This window comes from Streptomyces sp. NPDC001530 (assembly GCF_042894545.1).
Lineage (GTDB): Bacteria > Actinomycetota > Actinomycetes > Streptomycetales > Streptomycetaceae > Streptomyces.
The window spans coordinates 130,984-151,869 of the sequence record NZ_JBIAVS010000023.1; the positions used below are offsets into that span (position 1 = coordinate 130,984).

15 protein-coding genes and 4 pseudogenes are annotated in these 20,886 nt (G+C 68.9%); 14 read left to right on the top strand and 5 right to left on the bottom strand.

Annotated features, from left to right (window positions below):
- The first annotated feature begins 82 nt into the window (after window positions 1–82).
- The 5 genes and pseudogenes from ACFY0T_RS38835 to ACFY0T_RS38855 all read left to right on the top strand — a co-directional run.
- Window positions 83–1,066 carry an aldo/keto reductase gene (locus ACFY0T_RS38835; RefSeq protein WP_388882009.1) on the top strand — a complete coding sequence of 328 codons (984 nt, stop codon included), beginning with the start codon at window positions 83–85 and terminating at the stop codon, window positions 1,064–1,066.
- 53 nt (window positions 1,067–1,119) lie between these two features.
- Entirely contained in the window at window positions 1,120–2,010 is an 891-nt protein-coding gene (locus tag ACFY0T_RS38840) for an SDR family NAD(P)-dependent oxidoreductase (RefSeq protein ID WP_388882012.1), read from the top strand.
- Between the two features lie 31 nt (window positions 2,011–2,041).
- Window positions 2,042–4,294: an MMPL family transporter gene (locus ACFY0T_RS38845; RefSeq protein WP_388882015.1), complete on the top strand. Its 2,253-nt coding sequence runs from the start codon at window positions 2,042–2,044 to the stop codon at window positions 4,292–4,294.
- Window positions 4,291–4,518: a ferredoxin gene (locus ACFY0T_RS38850; RefSeq protein WP_388882018.1), complete on the top strand. Its 228-nt coding sequence runs from the start codon at window positions 4,291–4,293 to the stop codon at window positions 4,516–4,518. The genes ACFY0T_RS38845 and ACFY0T_RS38850 overlap by 4 nt, the downstream gene beginning before the upstream one ends.
- A 279-nt stretch (window positions 4,519–4,797) precedes the next feature.
- A pseudogene (locus tag ACFY0T_RS38855) lies at window positions 4,798–5,190 on the top strand (IS1380 family transposase); the annotation flags it as partial.
- Between the two features lie 892 nt (window positions 5,191–6,082).
- Here ACFY0T_RS38855 and ACFY0T_RS38860 read toward each other — a convergent pair.
- Both ACFY0T_RS38860 and ACFY0T_RS38865 read right to left on the bottom strand, forming a co-directional pair.
- Window positions 6,083–7,255 (bottom strand): MFS transporter, encoded by a 1,173-nt coding sequence (locus ACFY0T_RS38860; protein ID WP_388882021.1) that lies wholly within the window; start codon window positions 7,253–7,255, stop codon window positions 6,083–6,085.
- A gap of 440 nt (window positions 7,256–7,695) precedes the next feature.
- A pseudogene (locus ACFY0T_RS38865) lies at window positions 7,696–7,785 on the bottom strand (IS5/IS1182 family transposase); the annotation flags it as partial.
- A gap of 87 nt (window positions 7,786–7,872) precedes the next feature.
- On the opposite strand from ACFY0T_RS38865, the gene ACFY0T_RS38870 reads away from it, so the two are divergent.
- Together ACFY0T_RS38870 and ACFY0T_RS38875 are read left to right on the top strand one after the other, a co-directional pair.
- Window positions 7,873–8,211 carry a hypothetical protein gene (locus ACFY0T_RS38870; RefSeq protein WP_388882024.1) on the top strand — a complete coding sequence of 113 codons (339 nt, stop codon included), beginning with the start codon at window positions 7,873–7,875 and terminating at the stop codon, window positions 8,209–8,211.
- A gap of 209 nt (window positions 8,212–8,420) precedes the next feature.
- Window positions 8,421–8,711: pseudogene (locus ACFY0T_RS38875) on the top strand (GNAT family N-acetyltransferase); the annotation flags it as partial.
- A 123-nt stretch (window positions 8,712–8,834) separates the two neighbouring features.
- Here ACFY0T_RS38875 and ACFY0T_RS38880 read toward each other — a convergent pair.
- The 3 genes and pseudogenes from ACFY0T_RS38880 to ACFY0T_RS38890 form a co-directional block, all read right to left on the bottom strand.
- A pseudogene (locus ACFY0T_RS38880) lies at window positions 8,835–9,078 on the bottom strand (IS5/IS1182 family transposase); the annotation flags it as partial.
- A 21-nt stretch (window positions 9,079–9,099) separates the two neighbouring features.
- On the bottom strand, window positions 9,100–9,342 hold the full coding sequence (locus ACFY0T_RS38885; protein ID WP_388882224.1) for an ABC transporter permease: 243 nt from the start codon (window positions 9,340–9,342) through the stop codon (window positions 9,100–9,102).
- A 37-nt stretch (window positions 9,343–9,379) separates the two neighbouring features.
- Entirely contained in the window at window positions 9,380–11,824 is a 2,445-nt protein-coding gene (locus ACFY0T_RS38890; RefSeq protein ID WP_388882027.1) for a WD40/YVTN/BNR-like repeat-containing protein, read from the bottom strand.
- Window positions 11,825–12,598: 774 nt separating this feature from the next.
- Between ACFY0T_RS38890 and ACFY0T_RS38895 the strand changes: the two genes are divergently transcribed.
- The 7 genes from ACFY0T_RS38895 (at window position 12,599) to ACFY0T_RS38925 (ending at window position 20,831) form a co-directional block, all read left to right on the top strand.
- Entirely contained in the window at window positions 12,599–12,745 is a 147-nt protein-coding gene (locus tag ACFY0T_RS38895) for a hypothetical protein (protein ID WP_388882030.1), read from the top strand.
- Window positions 12,746–13,139: 394 nt separating this feature from the next.
- Window positions 13,140–13,388, top strand: coding sequence for a hypothetical protein (locus ACFY0T_RS38900; RefSeq protein ID WP_388882033.1), 249 nt, complete (start codon window positions 13,140–13,142; stop codon window positions 13,386–13,388).
- Window positions 13,385–13,768 carry a hypothetical protein gene (locus ACFY0T_RS38905; RefSeq protein WP_388882036.1) on the top strand — a complete coding sequence of 128 codons (384 nt, stop codon included), beginning with the start codon at window positions 13,385–13,387 and terminating at the stop codon, window positions 13,766–13,768. Before ACFY0T_RS38900 ends, ACFY0T_RS38905 begins: the two co-directional genes overlap by 4 nt.
- On the top strand, window positions 13,765–16,230 hold the full coding sequence (locus ACFY0T_RS38910) for a thiopeptide-type bacteriocin biosynthesis protein (RefSeq protein ID WP_388882039.1): 2,466 nt from the start codon (window positions 13,765–13,767) through the stop codon (window positions 16,228–16,230). The genes ACFY0T_RS38905 and ACFY0T_RS38910 overlap by 4 nt, the downstream gene beginning before the upstream one ends.
- Entirely contained in the window at window positions 16,230–17,504 is a 1,275-nt protein-coding gene (locus ACFY0T_RS38915) for a lanthionine synthetase C family protein (RefSeq protein ID WP_388882042.1), read from the top strand. Before ACFY0T_RS38910 ends, ACFY0T_RS38915 begins: the two co-directional genes overlap by 1 nt.
- A gap of 21 nt (window positions 17,505–17,525) precedes the next feature.
- On the top strand, window positions 17,526–19,607 hold the full coding sequence (fxlM, locus tag ACFY0T_RS38920) for a methyltransferase, FxLD system (RefSeq protein ID WP_388882045.1): 2,082 nt from the start codon (window positions 17,526–17,528) through the stop codon (window positions 19,605–19,607).
- A gap of 87 nt (window positions 19,608–19,694) precedes the next feature.
- Complete coding sequence (locus ACFY0T_RS38925; protein WP_388882048.1) at window positions 19,695–20,831, top strand: hypothetical protein; 1,137 nt, start codon at window positions 19,695–19,697, stop codon at window positions 20,829–20,831.
- Window positions 20,832–20,886 lie beyond the last annotated feature (55 nt).

A 20,886-nucleotide genomic window follows, 5' to 3' on the forward strand; every position in this document is an offset into this window, starting at 1 on the left:
ACCATTGTGCCCATTCAGGCCCAGCCCTAGGGTTGTTGGGCGGGAATTCAATGAATTCCCCGGAGTAAATCGGAGTTGACATATGGACGTGCCCCCGCGCGAACTCGCGGACGGCCTGCAGGTCTCTGCACTCGGACTCGGCTGCATGGGAATGGCTGAATTCTACGGGGACCGCAACGATCCCGAATCGATCGCCACGATCCACCGGGCCATCGACGTCGGCGTGAACTTCCTCGACACCGCCGACATGTACGGCGACGGCGTCTCTGAGGAGATCGTCGGAAAGGCGCTGCGCGGCGGCCACCGCGACCGCGTCGTCCTCGCCACCAAGTGCGGCATGATCAGGACCCCTTCCGGGGTGGAGCTGAACGGATCGCCCGCCCACATCCGCAAGGCCATCGACGCCAGCCTCATGCGGCTCGGCACCGACCGGGTCGATCTGTACTACCTGCACCGCATCGACCCGCAGGTGCCGGTCGAGGACTCGGTCGGGGCTCTGTCGGAGATCGTCGAGGCCGGCAAGGCCCGCTTCATCGGCCTGTCCGAGGCGGGCGCCCAGACCATCCGACGGGCGCACGCCGTGCACCCGATCTCCGTCCTGCAGACCGAGTACTCGCTGGCCAGCCGCGGGGTCGAGGAGAAGATCCTGCCGACCTGCCGTGAACTGGGCATCGGCTTCGTCGCCTGGGCCCCGCTCAGCCGCGGCCTGCTCGGCGGGCAGATCATCAGCGACGCGGACCTGGCCATCTCCGATCTGCGCCGATTCCTGCCGCGCTTCGAACCGGACAAGCTCGCCGTCAACGGGGCGATCGTCACCCGGCTCGGCGAGATCGCCCTCGAAAAGGGCTGCAGCACCGCGCAACTGGCCCTGGCCTGGCTGCTGGCGCAGGGCGTCGTGCCCATCCCCGGCAGTCAGACCCGCCGGGATTTCGACGAGAACGTCGCGGCACTGAGCGTCGAGCTCACCGCGGACGACCTCGCCCGGATCGAAACCGTCGCACCGCCCGGGGCATTCGCGGGCGAGCGCTTCCCCGCCGGGCTGATGCACCTGGTGGAAGACGCGTGAGCGGACACAGCCGCATCGAACCACCGCTCCATTCATTGACGACGGAGGCACCCGTGAGTCAGAACCCTTCCGCACCGACCGTCCTGATCACCGGGGCGTCCGGCGGTCTGGGAACCGCGACGATCAAGAAGCTGTCCAACGCCGGCTGGCATGTGATCGCCGCGGTCCGTACCTCCGGGGCGCTCGCCAAACTGCCCGACGTCGATTCGCTGACACCCGTCGTCCTGGACGTCGCCGACCCCGACTCGATCGCCGCGGCCGCCGAGAACCTTTCCGCCGTCCTCGGCGACCGCGGGCTCCAAGCCCTGGTGAACAACGCCGGTGTCATCGTGCAGGGGCCGGTCGAGATGGTCCCCCCGCACGCGCTGCGCCGCCAGTTCGACATCAACGTCCTCGGCCAGGTCGCCGTCACCCAGGCCTTCCTGCCCGCGCTGCGCCGCGCCGGCGGCCGGGTGGTCAACATCGGCGCGGTCACCGCCCGTGTCTCCGTCCCGTTCTTCGGACCGGTCGCCGCCTCCAAGGCCGCCCTCGCCTCGCTCAACGACGCGCTGCGCATGGAGTTGAGGTTCCAGGGCGTCGACGTCGTTCTGGTCGAACCCGGCGCCCTGGAGACGGAGATCTTCGCCAAGGCCGAGAAGTCCGCCGCCGAGGACGGCTGGACCGGCGGCACCGAGGCACGACGGCGGTACACCAAGGCGGTGGCGGACGCCCAGGCGGCTTCCGCCAAGCAGAGCGCCACCGCCATCGACAAGGCGGCCAACACCCTGGTCAAGGCGATCACGGCGCGCCGCCCGGCCACCCGCTACCTCATCGGCCAGGACGCTCGCGCCCTGTCGTTCCTGCGAGTCCTGCCCGACCGGGTCCGCGACACGATGCTGCTGCGCACGCTCGGACTCAACCGCGCCTCCTTCGAGGCCACCGCGGAATCCGTACCTCACACCTGAGACGCCGAATACACCCCCGGAGAGGACCATCATGTTCGAGCGTCTCGCCCGGCTGACCACAGCACGGCCACGCCTCATCCTGATCCTGGCGCTGCTGTTCGCCGCCGCCGCCGTCGTCCTCGGCGGCGGGGTGGCCGACCGGCTGCAGGGCGGCGGCACCACCGACCCCGCGGCCGAATCCTCACAGGCGTCGGATCTCCTGGAGCGGGACTTCGCCGCTGGGCGCCCCAATGTGGCGCTGCTGCTCAAGGCCGACGGCGGAGTGGACTCCGCACCCGCCGCCGCCGAGGGACGGCGGCTCGCCGAGCGGCTCGCCACCGAGCACCACGTGCAGGGCGTGTCCTCGTACTGGCAGGACAAGTCCCCGGCACTGCGCAGCACCGACGGGCGCTACGCATTGATCGTCGCCCGCATCACGGGAACCGAGACCGAGGCCGACGACACCCTCAAGGCCATCGCGCCTCACTATCGCGGCAGCCACGGCCCGTTGGACGTCAAGATCGGCGGCGCCACCCAGATCCGTACCGAGGTCCAGGACACCAGCCGTGAGGACCTGGGCAGGGCGGAGGTCATCGCGCTGCCTCTTACCCTGTTGATCCTCGTCCTGGTCTTTCGCAGCGCGGTGGCTGCGCTGCTGCCGGTGATCATCGGACTGATCGCGATCGTAGGCACCAACGCCTCTTTGCGGGTCATCACGGGCTTCACCGACGTCTCGGTGTTCGCGCTGAACCTGACCACCGCGCTGGGCCTCGGACTGGCCGTGGACTACGGGCTGTTCATCGTCCGCCGCTACCGCGAGGAGCTGCACGGCGGCCTGCCTCCCAAGGCCGCCATCGGCACCACGCTCGCCACCGCCGGACGCACGGTCGCCTTCTCGGCCCTCACCGTGGCCGTGTCGCTCTCGGCCATGCTCATCTTCCCCATGTACTACCTGCGGTCCTTCGCGTACGCGGGCATCTCGGTGGTGCTCGTCGCCGCGGCCGCGGCCCTGCTGGTGCTGCCCGCACTGCTGCTGGTCCTGGGCCGGCGGATCGACGCCCTGGACCTGGCCCGGCTCTTCCGACGCGGCTCCGGCCCCGCGCACGCCGACGCCTCTGGACGGCGCTGGCGGCGCATCGGCGAGGCGGTCGTCAAGCGCCCGGTGATCTTCCTGGTGACCGCGGTCGCCGCGCTGGTCGCCCTCGGCCTGCCGTTCCTCGGGGCGACCTTCGGCAACATCGACGACCGGCAACTGCCCAAGGAGGCCGAGGCACACCAGGTGCACCAGGTGATCCGGGACGAGTTCACGTCCCGCCCCACCGGTGTGCTGGACGTGGTCGCCGACGGCGTCGACGGCACGCGGCGCACCGCCGAGATCGGTCCCTACGCGGCGCGGCTGTCCGGGCTGCCCGGCGTCGTACGCGTCGACTCCGCGGCCGGTGTCTACCAGAAGGGTCACCTGACCCAGCCCGCCGGACCCGCGCAACAGCGCTACACCGCCGAGGGCGGCAAGGCCACCTATCTGTCCGTGGTGCCCTCCCTGGAGGACGTCTCCCCCGAGAGCCAGCACCTCGTGCGTCAGATCCGTGACGTGGCCGCCCCCTTCCCCGTGCTCGTGGGCGGTGGCGCCGCCGAGTTGGTCGACACCCAGGACACCCTCACCGACCGGCTGCCGTACGCGCTCGTCGCGATGGTCGGCGTCACGATGGTGCTGCTGTTCCTGATGACCGGCAGTGTCGTGATGCCCCTCAAGGCCGTGGTCCTCAACACCCTCAGCCTGAGCGCCACCTTCGGCGCGCTGGTCTGGGTGTTCCAGGACGGCCATCTCAGCGGCCTCCTCGGTGACTTCACCGTCACCGGCTTCCTCCCGGCCACCCTGCCGGTGCTGATGTTCTGCGTGGCCTTCGGACTGTCCATGGACTACGAGGTGTTCGTACTGTCGCGGATCAAGGAGGAGTACGACCGTACCGGTGACACCGTCCGGGCCGTCGTCTTCGGCCTGCAGCGCAGCGGTGGCGTGGTCACCGCGGCGGCCGCAGTGCTGTCCATCGTTCTGGTCGCCATCGGCACGTCGAAGATCACCAACATGAAGATGCTCGGCCTCGGCCTGGCCCTGGCCGTGCTGATGGACGCCATCGTCGTCCGAGGCGTTCTGGTGCCGGCGATGATGCGGCTGCTCGGCCGCGCCAACTGGTGGGCCCCCAGGCCCCTGCGGCGGCTGCACACCAGGTTCGGCATCAGCGAGGGCGGCCCGACGGCACCGGAGCCGGCCCTGACCGTGGCCAAGGCGGGTGAGCCGCTGTGACGGAGCTCTGGACGGTCGAGATCGACTCCTCGGTCTGCGTCGGATCGGGCCTGTGCGCCAGCAGCGCGCCCGAGTGCTTCACCCTGGAGACCTCCGGTCGGGCGCGGCCGCCGCAGGCGCCGGTCGAGGCGGCCGACGAGGTGCTGGAAGCGGCCGAGAACTGCCCTGCCGCGGCGATCACGCTGCGCAAGGTGGCCGGAGGCGAGGAGGTCTTCGCGCCCTGAGCCCCCGCAGCGGCGCGAACCGCCTGTCCCGGCTCAAGTGCACTTGAGCCGGGACAGGCATTTTTCGCTGTGTACGCGCAGCGCCCCCTGCTCGCATGGCAAGTTCGACTTGACGAGGGATCGGACCGCCCTCCGCCTGATCTTCCCGGACACAGCCGCATCGCTTCGACTCTGCGCGCACTGCCATATACGAGCGTGCGTGACGACCTCAGGATGTCTTGACCTCGCCGTTTCGCTTGGGTACGGCGGCTGTTGAGGCGGAAACGCGAAAGTGCCTACGTGCAGGGTATCGGGTTGCGTCCCAAGGTCCATGTCAGCGCCGATGGTTCGGGGGTGGTCGGTCATGCCGGGGCACGGCTGCCGGCCGGTCTCGCCGATGCCACCGGGCTGACTGCCGCGTACTCCGCCGCGCTCGGACCGCTTCGGCCGCGCGGGACCGGACATGACCCGGGCCGGATCGCCACCGACGTGGTGATGCTCGCCGACGTCGGTGGGGCCATCGCGGACCTGGCCGTGCTACGGGACCAGGCAGGGGTGTTCGGCCCGATCGCCTCGACACCGACGGCCTGGCGGTTGCTCGCCGACGTCGACGAGACCGCCCTCGCCTCGCTGGCCTCTGCCCGCGCCCAGGCCCGGGAAGTCGCCTGGCTGCAGGCCGCCGAACATGGTGAGGGCATACCCGCAGTCCGCACCGCGGTTGGAGAACCCGGCCCCCGCGCTGAGACTCCGTCATACCCAAGCAGCGAAAACACTTCGCCCACCCGACAGCTGACGATCAGCGACGTCTCATCACCCCAACCGAAAAGCGAGGCCAGGCGCCCGAGTCCGGATGAGTTGCGCTGGCCGAGATCGCCGGTGTCGGGGGAGGCCGAGGGAGAGCGGGCTGTCGTCGGCCCAGGGTGCTCCGGGGGCCTCGCAGCCTGACGTCCAAAACACTCCCAAAACTCGGCCTTCTGTGGGGACAGCACATCATTCCGCCGTCATCACAGTTCCAGGAGAGTGGGATGACGCGACCACTCCGTTCACATCTCGCCTACGCAGGCCTCGCACAGCCATGCAGACACAGCCGAGCCAGAGATAGATGTCCATGGGAAGGGCAAGCAGCAACGCCCGGTGAGAACCGTGGGGTTGAGGCCCCGACCGTGGAAAGCGCTCAGACAGCCCGCCAGGCCGTGTGCGCTGGCGGGCCCAGGGCGTGGCCGGATGACGACTGCGCCGCCAATCTGCCGCAGGTCGGAGGATGCGTTCTGGGCGGGATACAACGCGCCGTGCGAACACGATGTACTGAACCCGGTTTGCTGTCCGCAGTGTCGACTCACTGATGCGGAGATCGGCCGGCTCGCTGTACTGCACCGCAGATACTGCAGTCGGATGTCGATCAAGGGGCAACTGCATGACGCTCCTGCCGCGACGAGGCGGTCGTGATGCTCTCATCAGCGAAGGCGTCATCGCCTTACGTGGATCATGATTTGAGACTCAGCATTCCTTGGTACGCGATACCAACTCTGCGATTGTTCGGTGAGGTTGTCGAACCGTGGCTTTGTGGTCTCCGTTGGCGGTGGGGTCAGCGCGCTGCCGCACGGCTCGTCATGAACCCGATGACCGCAGCTGACGCGGCCAGTACTGCCACACTGGTGAGGGCGATGGGGAGGGAGTACCAGTCGGCCATGAAGCCGATGGCGGGCGGGCCGAGGAGCATGCCGCCGTAGCCGAGGGTGGATGCGATCGCGACTCCGTCGGGGCCGGCGTGCGTGCCGGCGCGTTCTACGGCGACCGGGAAGAGGTTGGCGAGGCCGAGTCCGGTGATGACGAAGCCGAGGAGTGCTGCCCACAGGGAGGGGGCGAGCGCGCCGAGCATCATGCCGGCGGCGGCGGTCGTGCCGCCGGATACGAGGGTACGGGTCTGGCCCAGACGTTCGAGCAGCCTCGTGCCAGTGACTCGGCCGATGGTCATGGCGAGCGCGAAGCAGGAGTAGCCGACTGCCGCTGCGCCCGGTGTGGCGTCGAGGTCTTGCTCCAGGTGCAGTGCGCTCCAGTCGGCCAGGGCTCCCTCGCCGTAGGCCGTGCAGAGGGCGATCAGGCCGAAGGTGATGACGAGCCCGCGGGTGCGGGTGTCCAGGCGGCGTGGCGTGGTTACATCCTTCGGTGAGCTTTCGGGTGGTGCCGGGGGCTGGAGGTGCAGCAGGGTGCGGCCGGCCAGGGCGGTGACGAGCAGGCCGATCAGGGTGAGGCCGAGCAGGTGCTGTGTCGGGGTCAGTGCTCCGGCGACCAACGCGCCGAGTCCGGCGCCGATCATGCCACCGAGGCTGAACGCGGCGTGGAAGCTGGGCATGATGGGTCGTTGCAGGACTCGTACCAGGTCGACTGCTGCGCTATTAAATGCGACGTTTATTCCTCCGTAGGCTGCGCCGAAGATCAGGAGTACGGCGCCGAGGGTGAGGGCGGAGTGGGTGAGTGGGGGCAGGGCGACGCTGAGGGAAAGCAGGATGCCGCAGATGACGGTGACGGGGTGGCTGCCGTAGCGGCGGCACAGGCGCCCGGTGAGCATCATCGTGATCACCGCGCCGGCGGAGACGCCGAGGAGTGCGAGGCCGAGGGCGCTGGCGGAGGCGCCGGTCTGGTGCTTGATGGCGGGGATGCGGACGACCCAGCCGGCGAAGATGAAGCCGTCGAGGGCGAAGAAGACGGTCAGCGCTGTGCGGAGCCGGGTGAGGTCGCTGCTGTGGTTGCCCGGCACGACGTTGTGCTTTCGGGCTTTGTTTATTAGCGGCACAAAATCAGGCTAGGTGGGTCGCGTGACTGGGGCAAGGGGGTTGGCGGGCGTCAGGTCGCGGGGCGGGTTCGGCCCGGGCGGTGGCGTCGCGCCCGACATCGGGCCGCGAAGCCACACTTGACCGCACTTGTGGTGGGGAACCGGTGCGCGGCGTCACCGAGTGTCGGAGTCGGCGACCGCATGCCGCACGCCTGGTGCACCACCGCGCAGGGGCGAAGCTGCCCGGCGTCGGCCCACACCAGGGTGATCGTGGAGAAACGCACTCGCGCAGCGCGGCGGTGATGCGGAACGCACCGTCGCGGTCCTGTAAGGAGGCGGTCGTGACTACGACGGCCAGCAGCAGCCCGCCGGTGTCGACCGCGACGTGCCGCTTCATGCACCCGAGCGGCGCTGCCGGGGCCGGTCCGTCTGGCCCGCCAGGCGGCGAAGACCGGCTCGATCAAGGCCCGCCGGGCATCGGACACGTCACTGCGATACGGACGACGAGCACTCACGCACTCTGAAACGACCACCAACGCCAGCAGTCAGAAAAACATCCCCAACCACCAACTAGCTAGATCAGATGCCCTCAAGACTCCTGCTTGCAGGACCCGGCCAAGAGGCCTGTCGCGGCCCGGGGAGCCGATACGCTGCAGGGCGGGCATGACCGGGTCATCGAGGTCGACCTCGCGGACCTGGGCCTGAAGGTGGAGAGTCAGCAGCAGGTCGACATGTCGATGACCTGTTCCTCGGCCGGCGAGGGCCGGATCAAGGTGGAGCTCGCCGTCGACGGCACCAGGGTCGCCTCGTACACCGGAGCCGCCTTCGACGAGCGGGGCTGCGGTGTGGCCGCCTTCCACTACAGCGCGACCGACCCGCAGGGCACGGCCTTCCACGCGGGTTTCGAGTGCTTCACCGCGTCCGAGCCGTTGGCGCGCTGACGGCGCGAGCCGCTCGCCAGTCCGGATCCTCACAGTCCCGCGGCACGACAACCTTCGGGCCCCTTGGTCCGTCATGGCGGTCTCAGCCCGTGCCTGCCGTCCGTGCCGCTCAGGCACCTCCCGTCCCAGGAGTTCCGCCGTACGGGTTGCCCCAGAGTTGCCGCTGTGTGCGTCGTCGGGGAACCGGTTGTGCTGGTCGGGCCGCGGCGATGCCGTACCTGCTTCCGCAGAGACGCAATCATGAACAGGCCAGCCGATGGGTCGAGGATGTCCTCCTCAAGAGGTGCCGCGTGTGGGTGGCGGAGCGTGAGATGGAAATCCTCGGCTATGCCGCCCTTGAAGGCGACATGCTCGAACACCTCTATCTGACGCCGGATGTCCGCCGCCAGGGCATCGGCACGCTGCTGCTCGACGAGGTCAGACGGCACAGCCCGGACGGGCTGTCACTGCACGTCTTTCAGCACAACACCGATGCCTGCGTGTTCTACGAGCGCCATGGCGTACTCGACACCAACGACGGCGATCGCAACATGGAGAACTTGCCCGACATGACCCTTCGCTGGACACCGAACCGCGCGCGGTTAAACCGTGCCGCCCAGACGTGCCGAAGGCATTACTCGTCATTTGCGCAGGTCGGGCCGGTGGTAGGTCTTGCCGGCGTGGAGGCGCTGGGGCTTGAAGTGGCGGCCGTGCGGGCGTGTCTCGTTTGGTGACCGGTCACCACCGGCTTGGGTCCCTCGCTGCCAGGGATATTGCCGGCCGAGACGCCGACGACCAAGGGCAGTAGGTCGCGTCCGACAGGATGTGCATCTCGGACCTCGGATTGCCCCGGTCCACGGGGCTCGGACCTGTGTGTGGGCCCCCTTTCGGCTGGGCAGGCCGCTGAGGTCACCTGGTCGACAGGGTCCGGGCCTTGCGGAATTCGCCGCGCGCGAGCAGAGAGAACGTCGCCGTGGCGCACAAGGTCAGGGCGACGATCGCCCACTCGAAGGCCCCGCTGTGCTGGTCGGGGTCCACTCCGAAGACTGCCTCGATCCAGTCGGGCCAGATGAGCGTCACCAGGAAGAGCAGTCCGCACAGACCGGCGGCCACCGCCTCGATCCGGCCTCGCACACGCACATCTTGTGTCATCGCCGTCACCTTCGATGAGTGCCAAGTCGAGGATCGGTCAGACCGTCGACAGGTCGATCCGGAACATGCCGCGGCCGTGCGTGGCGCTGACCAGTGTCTCGTCCATCCAGAACAGTTGGTCGACCGAGCAGTTGGTGGGCCCTTCGTTGGTAGCCGACCAGTTCGCCCCGTCGTCCTCGCTGGCGAAGAGCCCGACCTCTGTTCCGCAGTAGAGGAATTCGGTACGGCGCGGATGTATGGCGACTGCCCGGATCGGAACGTCCGGCAGCGTCTCGGCGAGCTGGGTCCACTGGACGCCGCCGTCGTGGGTCACCCAGAGGTTGTCCGGTTCGAAGCCACCGAAGGCGACGAAGACGGTGTCCGGGTGCGCAGGATCGATGGTGATGCAGGTGAGATAGCGCCGCGGTCGCAGTGGGCTGGGCCCGGTCACCCCGACACGACTCCAGGTCGGCGTCGCCGCCGTGCCGTTGACGGTGCGGAACAGCATGCCGTTGACGTGCCCCACCCAGATCAGGTCGGAGTTGCCGGATGCCACGGCGAGAGCGCTGATCTTCGCTCCGGCGCTGGGTTTGACCGCCTGCCAACTCGGCCCGGACGTGGGCGTGTTGGGCTCCTTGGCATTGTTGGTCCGCCACAGCGACAAGCCGCCGGCGAGCAGTCGGTCGGAATTGTTGGGGTCCAGCGCGAACGGCGCGATGAACAGCGCCTGGTTGGTCATGGCGTCGGGGATACGGAAGGGCAGCGGCTTCCAGTCCCATTCCCTGAGGTCGTTGTTCCAGAACTGGCCGCTGATGTAGCGGTCGCCCTCGGTGTCGTCACTGGTGCCGCCGTCAGTGTTGCGGTGGATGTTCAGGAAGACGTACTCGCCGTAGAACACCTCGGAATCGTTTGGGTCGCAGGCGCACCAGCCTCCGTCGCCGCCGAAGATCTGCTGCCAGCCCTCGGTGCCCTGGCCAGGGTCGAAGCAGATCGTGCCGTTGTCCTGCGCACCGCCAATGATCTTTCCGCTGAGCCGGTTACCGGCACCGGAGTAGAACTGGGTGACCCCATAGTTGTTGTCCAGCTCGGTCCAGCCGTTGACGAACGGTGGTTCCTGCTCGGTGCCGGTCTGCGCCAGGTCGTCCGCCGTGAAGACGCCGCCGTCGTTTCCGAAGAACACTGTCCGGTTGTCGGTCCCGTTGTAGGAGGGGTGCGAGACGATCGCGTGGTGGTCGGCGTGCACCGACCGCGCGTCCCACCAGGTGCTGATCTCAGTGATGTGGTCGCCGCCATCCGTGCTGCGCCACAGGTCGACGCCGCCGAGCACGACGAGGTTCTCGTCTGTTGGGTCGCTGGCCCACACGGCATTGCCGTACCAGCCCTGGTCGCCCAGGTAGTCGGCCACGTGACCGCCGGAGTCGAGAGTCTGGCGGGGATGGTAGGTCTGGCCGCCGTCCGTCGAGCGATAGATGCGGCCGCTGGTCATCTGGACCGAGGCGTAGACGATGCTGGGGTCCTTGGCCGCGTAGGCGAGTTCCACCCGGCCCGACCACGGGTTGCCGCTGTGTGTCGCCGTCTGCCAGGTGCGTCCGCCGTCGGAGCTTACGAAGGCCGCGCCGGCGTCCAACGCGCCCGCGACGGCCCGGCTGTCGTCGGTGGGATCGAACAGGACGATGCCGAGAGGGACGTCGAGGACCTGCGTCCACTTGTTGCGCTCCGCGTCGGAGCAGCGGAACAGGCCGGTCGTGGTGGCCGCGAGGACCACCTCGCCGGTTGGGGAGACTGCGATCCGGGTCACGGCGCGGAAATCCGCGGTCTGGGTGGCGGTGATCGGCGCCCAGTTGACGCCGTCGGTGGTGCTGAAGACGCCGTTGCCCCGCAGGGCGTCGCTGTTGGAGAAGCCCTCACCGGTGCCGACGTAGATCGTCGCCGGGTCAGTGGGGTCCATGGCCAGGCAGGAGCAGGCCAGATTGCCGAGGAAGTCGTCGACGGGCACCCACTGCCCGCCGCCGTCCTGGGTGTGCCACACCCCGCCGCCGGCGCTCGCGGCCCACATCTTTCGCGGCTCCTCGGGGTGGATCACGATACCGCGGGTGCGGCCTCCGATGTTGCCCGGGCCGAGCCATTCCCACTGGGCGAGCTGCATTCCGGCCGTCGGAGTCGGGCCTCCCGCGAAGCCCTCGCCGGTCAGGCCGGTGGGCACACCCGCGGTGTGCGCGGGCGGGGCCTCCCTGGTTGCCAGCAGCGAGCGCATCCGGTCGAGCGCGGTTCCCTGAGCGTGCGCCGGGACGGTGCCGTCGTCGCTGCGCTCCTGTGCGAGCCTGAACAGCCCTCGTGCGTTGGGTAGATCGGGGTAGTTCAGGCGGCGCAGCGCCCGCCGTACCGCCGCGTCGGGCAGCCCTTGGAGGGTCTCGTTCGTCGCACCCCGGCTCCGGCGCAGCAGCGGCACCTGTTCGATCCGGATGTTCTTTGCCCGCGCCAGCTGTTCGTCGGAGATGGCCATGACGCCCCCTGAGGATGCGGTGAAGCTCAACCTGCACAATGCCCGCTTTGCGGATATCCGGCAATTGAATCCAGAAAAGCGAGTAAGGTAACTCCGCTTGTCCTCACGGGAGTTGTCTTGCGTGTCCAGAACCTGCCCTCGGCGGCACACGCGGATCCGCGTTCGGCCCGAGCCGAGGGCTCATCACTATCGTCACCCCTGGTGCCGGGGGACGCCAACTCGAAGCGGGGGCGACGGCGCGTTTTCGGGTCCGCGCGAGTTCGACCACCCGGACAACCGTGAAGCGGTGGCCGCCGCCGGTATAGACGACCTGGTCGTAGCCTGGCGGGCCCGGGCCCAGATCCCGCACAACAAGTTCGTGATCGCAAGCGCGACGGTGCGCCCCGGGCCGCGTGGACCGGGTCGACCAACATCACTGAGACCGGGATCTTCGGTCAGTCGAACGTCGGACACACCGGCACCGAGCCGACCGTCGCCCAGCAGTACCTCGACTACTGGGCGCAGCTCGTCCAAGACCCCACCCCCGGCACCCTCAACAACTGGGTGGACGGCACCAACACGATGCCCGATCCCTGGCCCGTGGACATCTCGGCTGTGTTCAGCCCGCACATGCGGACTACGGCGCTAGACCGCTAGGCCGATCTCTTCGGGTCGTCCCAGGATCTGGTGTGCGTCACGTTTCCGTTCAACTTCGATCCTCGCTTCGTCAGCCAGCTGCCGGGTGACCACGCCGCGTGCTCCGTTGGCTGCAGTTTGAGGACGCCAACATCGCTGATGCTGCACCGGGACTTGGTCATCGATCCCGACACCGAGCGCGTGGCCTGTGGTCTCGTCGAAGAGGGCGGCCTCGCCGGCCAGGCGGCCGAGCACGACAACCCGTTCTCCAACAACATCGAGTACCTGCACACGAAGTACTGCTGATCGACCCGATCGGTGACGATCCGGTCGTGGTCACCGGCTCGGCCAACTTCAGCAACCCTCCGCGAACAAGGCAGTCCAACCAGCCCCCGGCGACAGCGGCATCAACATCTTCCCCAACGCCAAGGCCCTCAAGACGTGGACGGGGATCTCGAAGGGCTTCGGCGAGATCGCCGTCACCGGCGACACTTGGACGGTCAGCCTGCCCCCTACCAACAAGCAGGCGCGCCCCGACAGTCAGCGCCTAGCCTCGAAGGTAGCGAATGCGCTCGACGGTGACGTCCAAGAGTGAGGGCTCGTGTACAGGCCCGGGATATGTAGGCCACGGCGTGGAGCAAGACCAACTGGAGCCTGGACAGCCTGACCAAGCCCGTCTACCAGGCGCCCCCACGAACTGGTGGACCTCTCCAAGTGCTGGCGGGCTACCGAGTTCGCCCAGTTCGCCGACGCGGACATCAACGCCTCCCGCGCCTACGAACTGCCCACGGATGGCGACGGCCGCGTCCGTACCATCGCCGAGGTCATCGCACAGGGCCTGGCCGTCCCTGACGAGGAGGACCGCACGGCCGTCGACCTGCTGGAAAGGCGGCTGAGTTGTCGAAGACGGGACCTGGATGCGCTGGAAGGTACACCATGTTTCCTATGACGGGTTGGCAGAAGGTCTGTTGGTGGGCGTTGGCAGTCGTCGGCGCGTTGTCGGCCGTATTGCTGGTGGTGTGGGTAGCGGCAGCGGACCTGGAACAATCCAGCCAGGTGGCAGGGGTGCTGGGCGCGCTGCTGGCGGCCGCGGCACTGTTGGTGGCGTTGTGGCAGCTCAAAGCCCAGTCCGGGGCGACGGTACCGGAGCCGGTGCGTGCTCAGGCAGGGTCGAACGCGGCCCGCGGCAACATCCGCAACGCCCAGGCCCGCGACACCGCCCCTGGCACAGGCGGGCCTCCACCCGGGGATGCTGGGATCGTGGCGCAGGGCGGGTCAAACGCAGCCGGCGGCGATATCGACGGTTCCACCGCACACAGCGGTCCATGAACAGCAAGCAACCTGACAGCGACCCGCAACGGTCCATCTCCACGCCGGGTGTCGTTGCCTCCCATGGCTCGAACGCCGCGGGCCGGGATGTCATCAACTCCGTTGCCGTGCACGCCGACACGGTTCTGCCGGCCGAGGCCTATGCGCCCATTCCAGATGAGGCGGCAGCCGACGGACTGTCGAACATCCCTCGCATTCGGCTGTTCGTCGGACGCGCCAGGGAACTCGACGCGCTGGATGCCGTATTCGCCGCCCCAGGCGGTGTGGTGCTGCAGGCACTGAGCGGGCTCGGCGGGGTGGGCAAGTCATTCCTCGCGGCCCGCTGGGCGGACACCCGGGCAACGGACCGGGTGCGGTGGTGGATCACGGCGCACAGCCTCGCCGCCGTCGATTCCGGCCTGGCCGCCCTGGCCCGCGCGCTGCAGCCCGGCCTGACCCAACTACCCGCCGAGCTGCAGACCGAACGCGCACTGCAGTGGCTGACCCGCCAGGACGACTGGCTGCTGGTACTCGACAACGTCGACCACCCCGACCACATCCGACCGCTTCTTGACCGGACAGCGAATTCAGGCCGCGTGCTGGTCACGACCCGCCGGGCCACCGGCTGGCACCAGCTGACCAGCACAATTCGCCTGGGCTCGTTCGATCCGGATGAGTCGGTGGAGCTGTTCACTCACATCTTTATGCAGGACGGCCCGAGGGACCCCGACAGTATCGCGGAGGTGTGTGAGGAGCTGGGGCATCTAGCGCTCGCCGTCGAGCAGGCTGCCGCTTTCTGCTACGAATCCGGCACCGCACCAGCCGCCTACCTGGACATGCTGCGTCGGTCACCAGCCGACATGTATAAGCATGGTCCTGAAGGCGATGATGCCAGGACGGTGGCGAGGATTTGGCGCCTAACTCTGGACCGGCTCGCCGATACCCCGCTGGCCGGGCAGATCTTGCGCATCCTGGCCTGGTACGCGCCTGACAACATCCCCCGTTCCCTTCTGGCGGGCCTCGCTGACCCTCCGGCGATCGCGGATGGGATCAAGCGGCTGATCGCCTATAGCATGATCAGCAGTAATCCGGACGGCTCACTCTGTGTCCACCGCCTTGTCCAGGCTCTGTCCCGCGCTCCGCAGCCGGATGACCTTCACCGGGAGCCGGAACACGTCGCTCTCGCCCTGGTCCAGGCGTCCCTCGGCCTTGATCAGGTTTTCCCCGTTGATCCGTCGGCTCCGGCGAGCTGGCCTGCGTGCCGGGTCCTGTTACCCCATATCGAGGCCCTGGCCCGCTATTGCCCGGCCCGGTACGACACTGCCGTAATGGTCAACCTGCTTGACCGGGCTGGCAGGTACCACGTGCTGCAAGGGGCTGCGGGCCGTGCCATTGAGTACCATCGTCGAGCCCTGGCATGCTGCGAACGAGAGTTGCCGGAGAGCCACCTCGACCTCGACGAGGCTGGCCACCGGACGCTCCTGCGCCAGCACCTCGACCGTACGCGCCTGGCCGTGCTGGTCGAGGCCCCGGAACCGGAGGCGTACGGCTGGTGCGGCGGGCGAGCCCACGAGGTCGTGGTTCCGCTCAAGGCGACCCGGCCGCCGACGTGGCCACCGCTGCCGGTCCCCAGCCGGGCCCGTGCCCTGTCTGCGGCCCAGATGCAGACGCCCGCCGCTTCCTCGGTTCTTCTGGCTGCCCTGTACGGCGATCCCCGCCGCCAAGACATGCTGCTTTCCCGGCACTTGCCCGGCCTCCTAGAACAGCTCAGTAACCCGCCGTGGTGGTTCATCCGCTTCCGCGACCCGGACCAGCACCTCCGCGTACGCATCGCCCTCCCCGATCCGGGAGCCTTCGCTGACACAGCCCGAACGGTGAGTGCCTGGGCCGACGAACTGCGGCACGTCGGCCTGCTGTCCGATCTGCGCTATCCCACCTCCTACCGCGAGATGGGCCGCTGGGGATCCGGCACCGCGTGGGAGGCGGCCGAAGAGGTGTTCCGGGCGGACTCGCGCGCCGTCCTGGCCCAGCTCGCGCAGCCACAGCGTCCCGGTCAGCGCACGCTGGTGGCGGCCCACACCGTTGCCATCGCCTCCGCGTTCTTTGGCAGCACCGAGGCCGGAATGCGGTGGCTGATCGAACACATCCCGCCGACAGCCCCCAAACCCGTTCCGCGCCCGCAGTTCACCGAGGCCGTATGGCTCGCCGACCCGAGCGACGACTGGGCGGTGCTACGCCGTGTCCCGGGCGGGGACGCGATCGTGTCGGGATGGGCTGACCGGGATACGGCGCTCGCCACGTACCGGCCGCACCTGCCCGGCCCGGACACCCAGGGCATCGCCGTCGACGACGTCCTGACCTCCCTGTTGCACGTCCATTTCGTGCGCCACGTCGCCGTGAACTTCCCGGAGGAAGAAGTGTGCCTCTACCTGGCGCGTGCCGCCGCCCTGGCCTGGACCGCCCGCACCAGGGGGCGGGCCTAGTGACCGCCCACCCCGCGCTCGACCTGGTCGACGCCATCGCCGCCCAGCTCGCCGACCCCGACACCGTGCCCCTCGCCTCCAGGACGCTGTCCTCAGACCGGCAACACCTCGCTTACGGCCCTCCCGGAATCGCGCTCCTGTACATCGAGCTGGCAGCGAACGGCCTCGGTCCGTGGCACCGCGCCCACAACTGGCTCGCCGCCGCCTCCCGGCAGCCGTTCACCAGCGGCCCGGACAGCCACCCCTTCTACGGAGTGCCCGCCTTCGCCCACGCCCTGATCTGTGCCGCCGATCACCTTCCCGGCTCCTACCAGCGCGCCCTCGACGCGATGGACGGACAGATCGCAGTCGACGTCGGACGCCGTCTCGACACCGCACATCGCCGCATCGACGCCGGACGCCTGCCGCAACTCGCCGAGTTCGACGCCATCCGGGGCCTCACCGGATACGGCGCCTATCTACTGCGCCGAAACCCCGGCAGCTCCACGATGCGTGCCGTTCTCGACTACTGCGTGCGCCTCACCGAACCGATCATCCACCACGGCGAGACCCTGCCGGGCTGGTGGGCGGAGACCGGGCCCTCGGGCAGCCCGGACGACCGATTCCCCGGCGGGCACGCCAACACCGGTATGGCGCACGGCATCGGCGGCGTGCTCGCGCTCCTGGCCCTCGCCGCTCGGAACGGTGCCGTCACCGATGGGCACCACGCAGCACTGCGCACCATTCTGGCCTGGCTGGACCGCTGGAAGGAGAAGGCCGGCGGCGGACCGGTCTGGCCGTACTGGGTCACTCAGGGCGAGCTGCGCAGGGGGCGTCTCGGCTCGTCAGCCCCCAGGCGGCCGTCCTGGTGCTACGGCACCGCCGGCCTCGCCCGCGCCCAGCAACTTGCCGCGCTTGCCCTCGGCGATGCCAGCCGCCAGATTGACGCGGAGAACGCGCTCGTGGCCGCCCTCACCGATCCTGAGCAGCTGAAGGCCACGATGGACAAAGGCCTCTGCCACGGGTTCGCCGGCCTCGCCCACGCTGCCGCGCGTACGGCCGACGACGCCCACCCCTCGACCGCGGGAGAACTACGCGCCGCGATCCCGCCCCTCCTGGCTGCGGTCACTCCGCCGGGCATCGACCCCGAACGCATGGCCACGGCGCTCATTCAGGACGAGGAAGGCGGCCCCGGCCTACTCGACGGCGCGGCTGGCACAGCCCTGGCCCTTCTCTCGCCCAGCACCGCCGCACCACCCCGGTCCGCCTGGGACGCATGCCTCCTCATCGCTTGATCCACCGACCGAAGGACCTCCATGCCTCCCGACCGCTGGCAGCAGCACAACATCACCTTCGTTGACCGCGAGAGTGCCCGGCGCGCCATCGCCGAACGCATCGGCCCCGCCCTGATCGAGGCCGAGGCCGATGGCCAGCTCACCGGCTGGTGGTTCATGAACAAGCAGCCCTGGCCGCTGCGGTACCGCGCCGACAAGCCCTCACCAGCCATTGAGTTGCTCCTGAGCGATCTCATCGGCGACGGCGTGGCCGTGTCGTGCCTGCCCTGCGTCTACGAGCCCGAGACCGACACGTTCGGCGGCCCGAAGGCCATGGACGCAGCCCACGAACTGTTCCACAGCGACTCCCGCCACCTGCTCACCTACCAGCTGAGCCCGATGCACTTGGGACGCCGGGAGACCGCCGTCCTGCTGGCGAGCGTCATGGTGCGCGGTGCTGGACTCGATTGGTTCGAACAGGGTGACGTATGGGCGAAGGTCGCGGCCCTTCGACCGGCCACCAATCCACCACCACCTGAACGAGCCGCCGAACTGGCTCCGGCCATGCGGAAGCTCATGACCGCCGACGCCCACAGCCTCTGCCGCCTGGGTGGCCCACTCCACGCGCACGAGGAATGGGTGACCGCCTTCGAACGGGCCGGAGCCACGCTCGCCGACCTCGCAGCCCGCGGCGCCCTCACCCGCGGCCTGCGAGCCGTCATCGCCCACCACGTGATCTTCCACGCCAACCGCGCCGGTCTCCTCCGGGACGACCAGAGCACCCTGTCCCACATCGCACGAGAGGCAGTCATGGGAACGAGTGACCACACCGCATTGCCCACCGAGGCAACGGCCGACATCGATAGCGTCAGCGCGGTGAACACCGACACGATCACCACCCCCGCGGCGGACGCCGAGCGCCTCCGCAACGCCCTGGTCGACCAGCTCCGCGCGGACGGGCACGCCCGCACACCCGCCGTCGAGACCGCGTTGCGGACCGTGCCCCGCCATGTGTTCGTGCCCGAGGCGTCACTCGAAGACGCCTATGCCAACGCACCGGTGCACATCAAGTACGACACCGACGGCACGTCCATCTCCTGCGCCTCCCAGCCGGGCGTCGTCGCCCTCATGCTGGACCAGCTCGAAGCCCAGCCCGGCGAGCGCATCCTCGAACTCGGCGCCGGCACCGGCTACAACGCCGGTCTCCTCGCCCACTTGGTCGGCGAGGGCGGGCATGTGACCACCCTCGACGTTGACGACGACCTCGTGGAAGGCGCCCGCGTCCACCTCGCCAGCGCGGGAATCACCAACGTCCAGGCCGTGACCCGCGACGGGGCTCTCGGCTACGCCGAGGGAGCACCGTACGACCGGATCATCGCCACCGTCGGCGCGCACGGCGTGCCGCACGCCTGGCTGCAGCAGCTCGCCCCCGGCGGCCGGCTTCTCGTCCCCCAGCGCCTCAAGGGCACGGTGTCCCGCTCCATCGCCTACGAGCGGCGTGACGGCCGGTGGGTGTCCCTCGGCAGCGAGATGAACACCTTCATGCCGCTTCGGCGGGGCATCGCTGACGATGACCGCCGAGTGATCCCGCTCAGTACTGACGGTGCCGTACGACTCCAGGCCCCCGCCGGGCTCAGCATCGACGCCGATGCCCTCGCAGGTGTACTTGACCAGCCGCGCACCGAGGAGTGGACCGGCATGACGGTCCGCGCCATGGAGTCGCCGGAGTGGATGGAACTGTTCGTCACCTGCTCCCTCCCCTCTGGCCTGATCCGGATGCTGTTCCCCCAGAGCGCCAAGGGCACTCTGCTCACCGAGGACCCCTACCCCTCGTCGACCGCGGCCGTCGACAAGGGCGCCGTCACTTACCTCGCCCGGCGCCTGTCGAAGGAGAAGACCCCCGAGGGCGACAAGCTCTGGGAGTTCGGCGTCATCGGCCACGGCCCCGGCAGCGACGAACTGGCCGCGAAGGTCGCCGACGCCATCCGCACCTGGGACAGGCAGTACCGAGGCGGTGAGGCCACGTTCGAGATCCAGCCCCTCGACGCCCCCGAGATCGAGCAGCGCCCCGGTCTCTTCTCTCTCGACACCCCGCTGAACCGCATCGTCGTCGACTGGCGATGACGCCCCACGCGTAGCTGACGGTGCCCGCGGCACGCGGCCAGCGGGCACCGTCACTCCACCAGCCCTCACCCACACCCTGGGGGACACATGGATCCGCACGGACCCACAGCCCAGCGCTTCCCGCTCGTCGCCCGATTCCGGCCCGCCTGCCTGCCCCTGCCCGAGCGTGTGCGGAGCCTCGTCGAACTCGCCGACTCTGCTGTGAAGCAGAGCGACCAAGGGCTCGCATCGGCCGTCTACAACCAGGCCGCGCTCATCGCCTCCGACCTCGGCCTTCCCGACCTCGCCCGCGAGATGTGCCACCAGCACGCCGCCGCTTATCTCCACGCCTGCCCGTTGCCCGGCATGAGCGCGATCCGGGGATTGGAACCGGTCGTCAACCTGGCCCGCCTCCAGATCCGCGCTGGCCGCGCAGATGAAGGGCGTCAGCGACTGCTCGACCTGTATGAGGCCGTCGAAGCCGGAGCAGCCGCCCAGTTCGAAGGCGTCGAGGTACCGGTGGACATCGCCGTGACCCACGAAGACCGTCACGAGGTCCGCGCGTGGCTGTGGCGCGTCCTCCTCGCTGACGGCACTCGCACCCTCACCACCGGAGGCCGTTGGGCCGAGGCCCTGACGCACATCGAAACCCACCGCGGCGTGGGCAAACGGATGCTCGACGGACGCCAAGTCGCGGTACTCGCCAACCTCGTTGCAGGTGACACGACATCGGCCGCTGCCCTCCTCGCCGACACCACGCCCGGCGACCCGTGGGAGCAGGCTGTAACGGCATGCCTGACCGTCCTGTGCTACCGAGACGCCGGGCAGCCGGCCGACAGCCACCTGGAGGACCTGGCAGACGCCTATCTTGAGCGGCAAGCCGAACCTGGGATGACCGTCTTCGATATCCGGCTCGGGCTTACCGTCCTCGACTCGATCGGTTCCGCCGATTTGCCTGCCGCGTACGGCATCGTCGAGGACCTCCACCGCAGGACGACAGACAGCGAAGACGGCTACGCGGCCCGCGAGAACCTGGCGCACCCCCTGTTCACAACGCTCGCCACGGAGCGGCAAGCACAGGACTGCCGTGCGCTGGTGCGTGCCTGCGCCCTCGGCTCAGGGATCCTCCCGGACGAACTGCGAGGAGAACTGACAGAGGCTCTGTGTGCCAGCGACAGCGTGATCCGGGAAAGCCTCGCACGCTCCTCTGGTCCCGGATGCACATCCACTATGGAGAGAGCCTGACGGACGCGCGGACCTGGGGGCTCGACGAGAGGCTGGAGCTGCTTGCCCCTGGTTG

Bases quoted from the DNA above. Each gene is read 5' to 3' on its own strand.
- ACFY0T_RS38895 (WP_388882030.1), top strand. From the start codon at position 12,599: ATGCTGCACCGGGACTTGGTCATCGATCCCGACACCGAGCGCGTGGCC.
- ACFY0T_RS38905 (WP_388882036.1), top strand. From the start codon at position 13,385: ATGACGGGTTGGCAGAAGGTCTGTTGGTGGGCGTTGGCAGTCGTCGGC.
- ACFY0T_RS38845 (WP_388882015.1), top strand. From the start codon at position 2,042: ATGTTCGAGCGTCTCGCCCGGCTGACCACAGCACGGCCACGCCTCATC.
- fxlM (WP_388882045.1), top strand. From the start codon at position 17,526: ATGCCTCCCGACCGCTGGCAGCAGCACAACATCACCTTCGTTGACCGC.
- ACFY0T_RS38890 (WP_388882027.1), bottom strand. From the start codon at position 11,824: ATGGCCATCTCCGACGAACAGCTGGCGCGGGCAAAGAACATCCGGATC.
- ACFY0T_RS38910 (WP_388882039.1), top strand. From the start codon at position 13,765: ATGAACAGCAAGCAACCTGACAGCGACCCGCAACGGTCCATCTCCACG.
- ACFY0T_RS38925 (WP_388882048.1), top strand. From the start codon at position 19,695: ATGGATCCGCACGGACCCACAGCCCAGCGCTTCCCGCTCGTCGCCCGA.
- ACFY0T_RS38835 (WP_388882009.1), top strand. From the start codon at position 83: ATGGACGTGCCCCCGCGCGAACTCGCGGACGGCCTGCAGGTCTCTGCA.
- ACFY0T_RS38885 (WP_388882224.1), bottom strand. From the start codon at position 9,342: ATGACACAAGATGTGCGTGTGCGAGGCCGGATCGAGGCGGTGGCCGCC.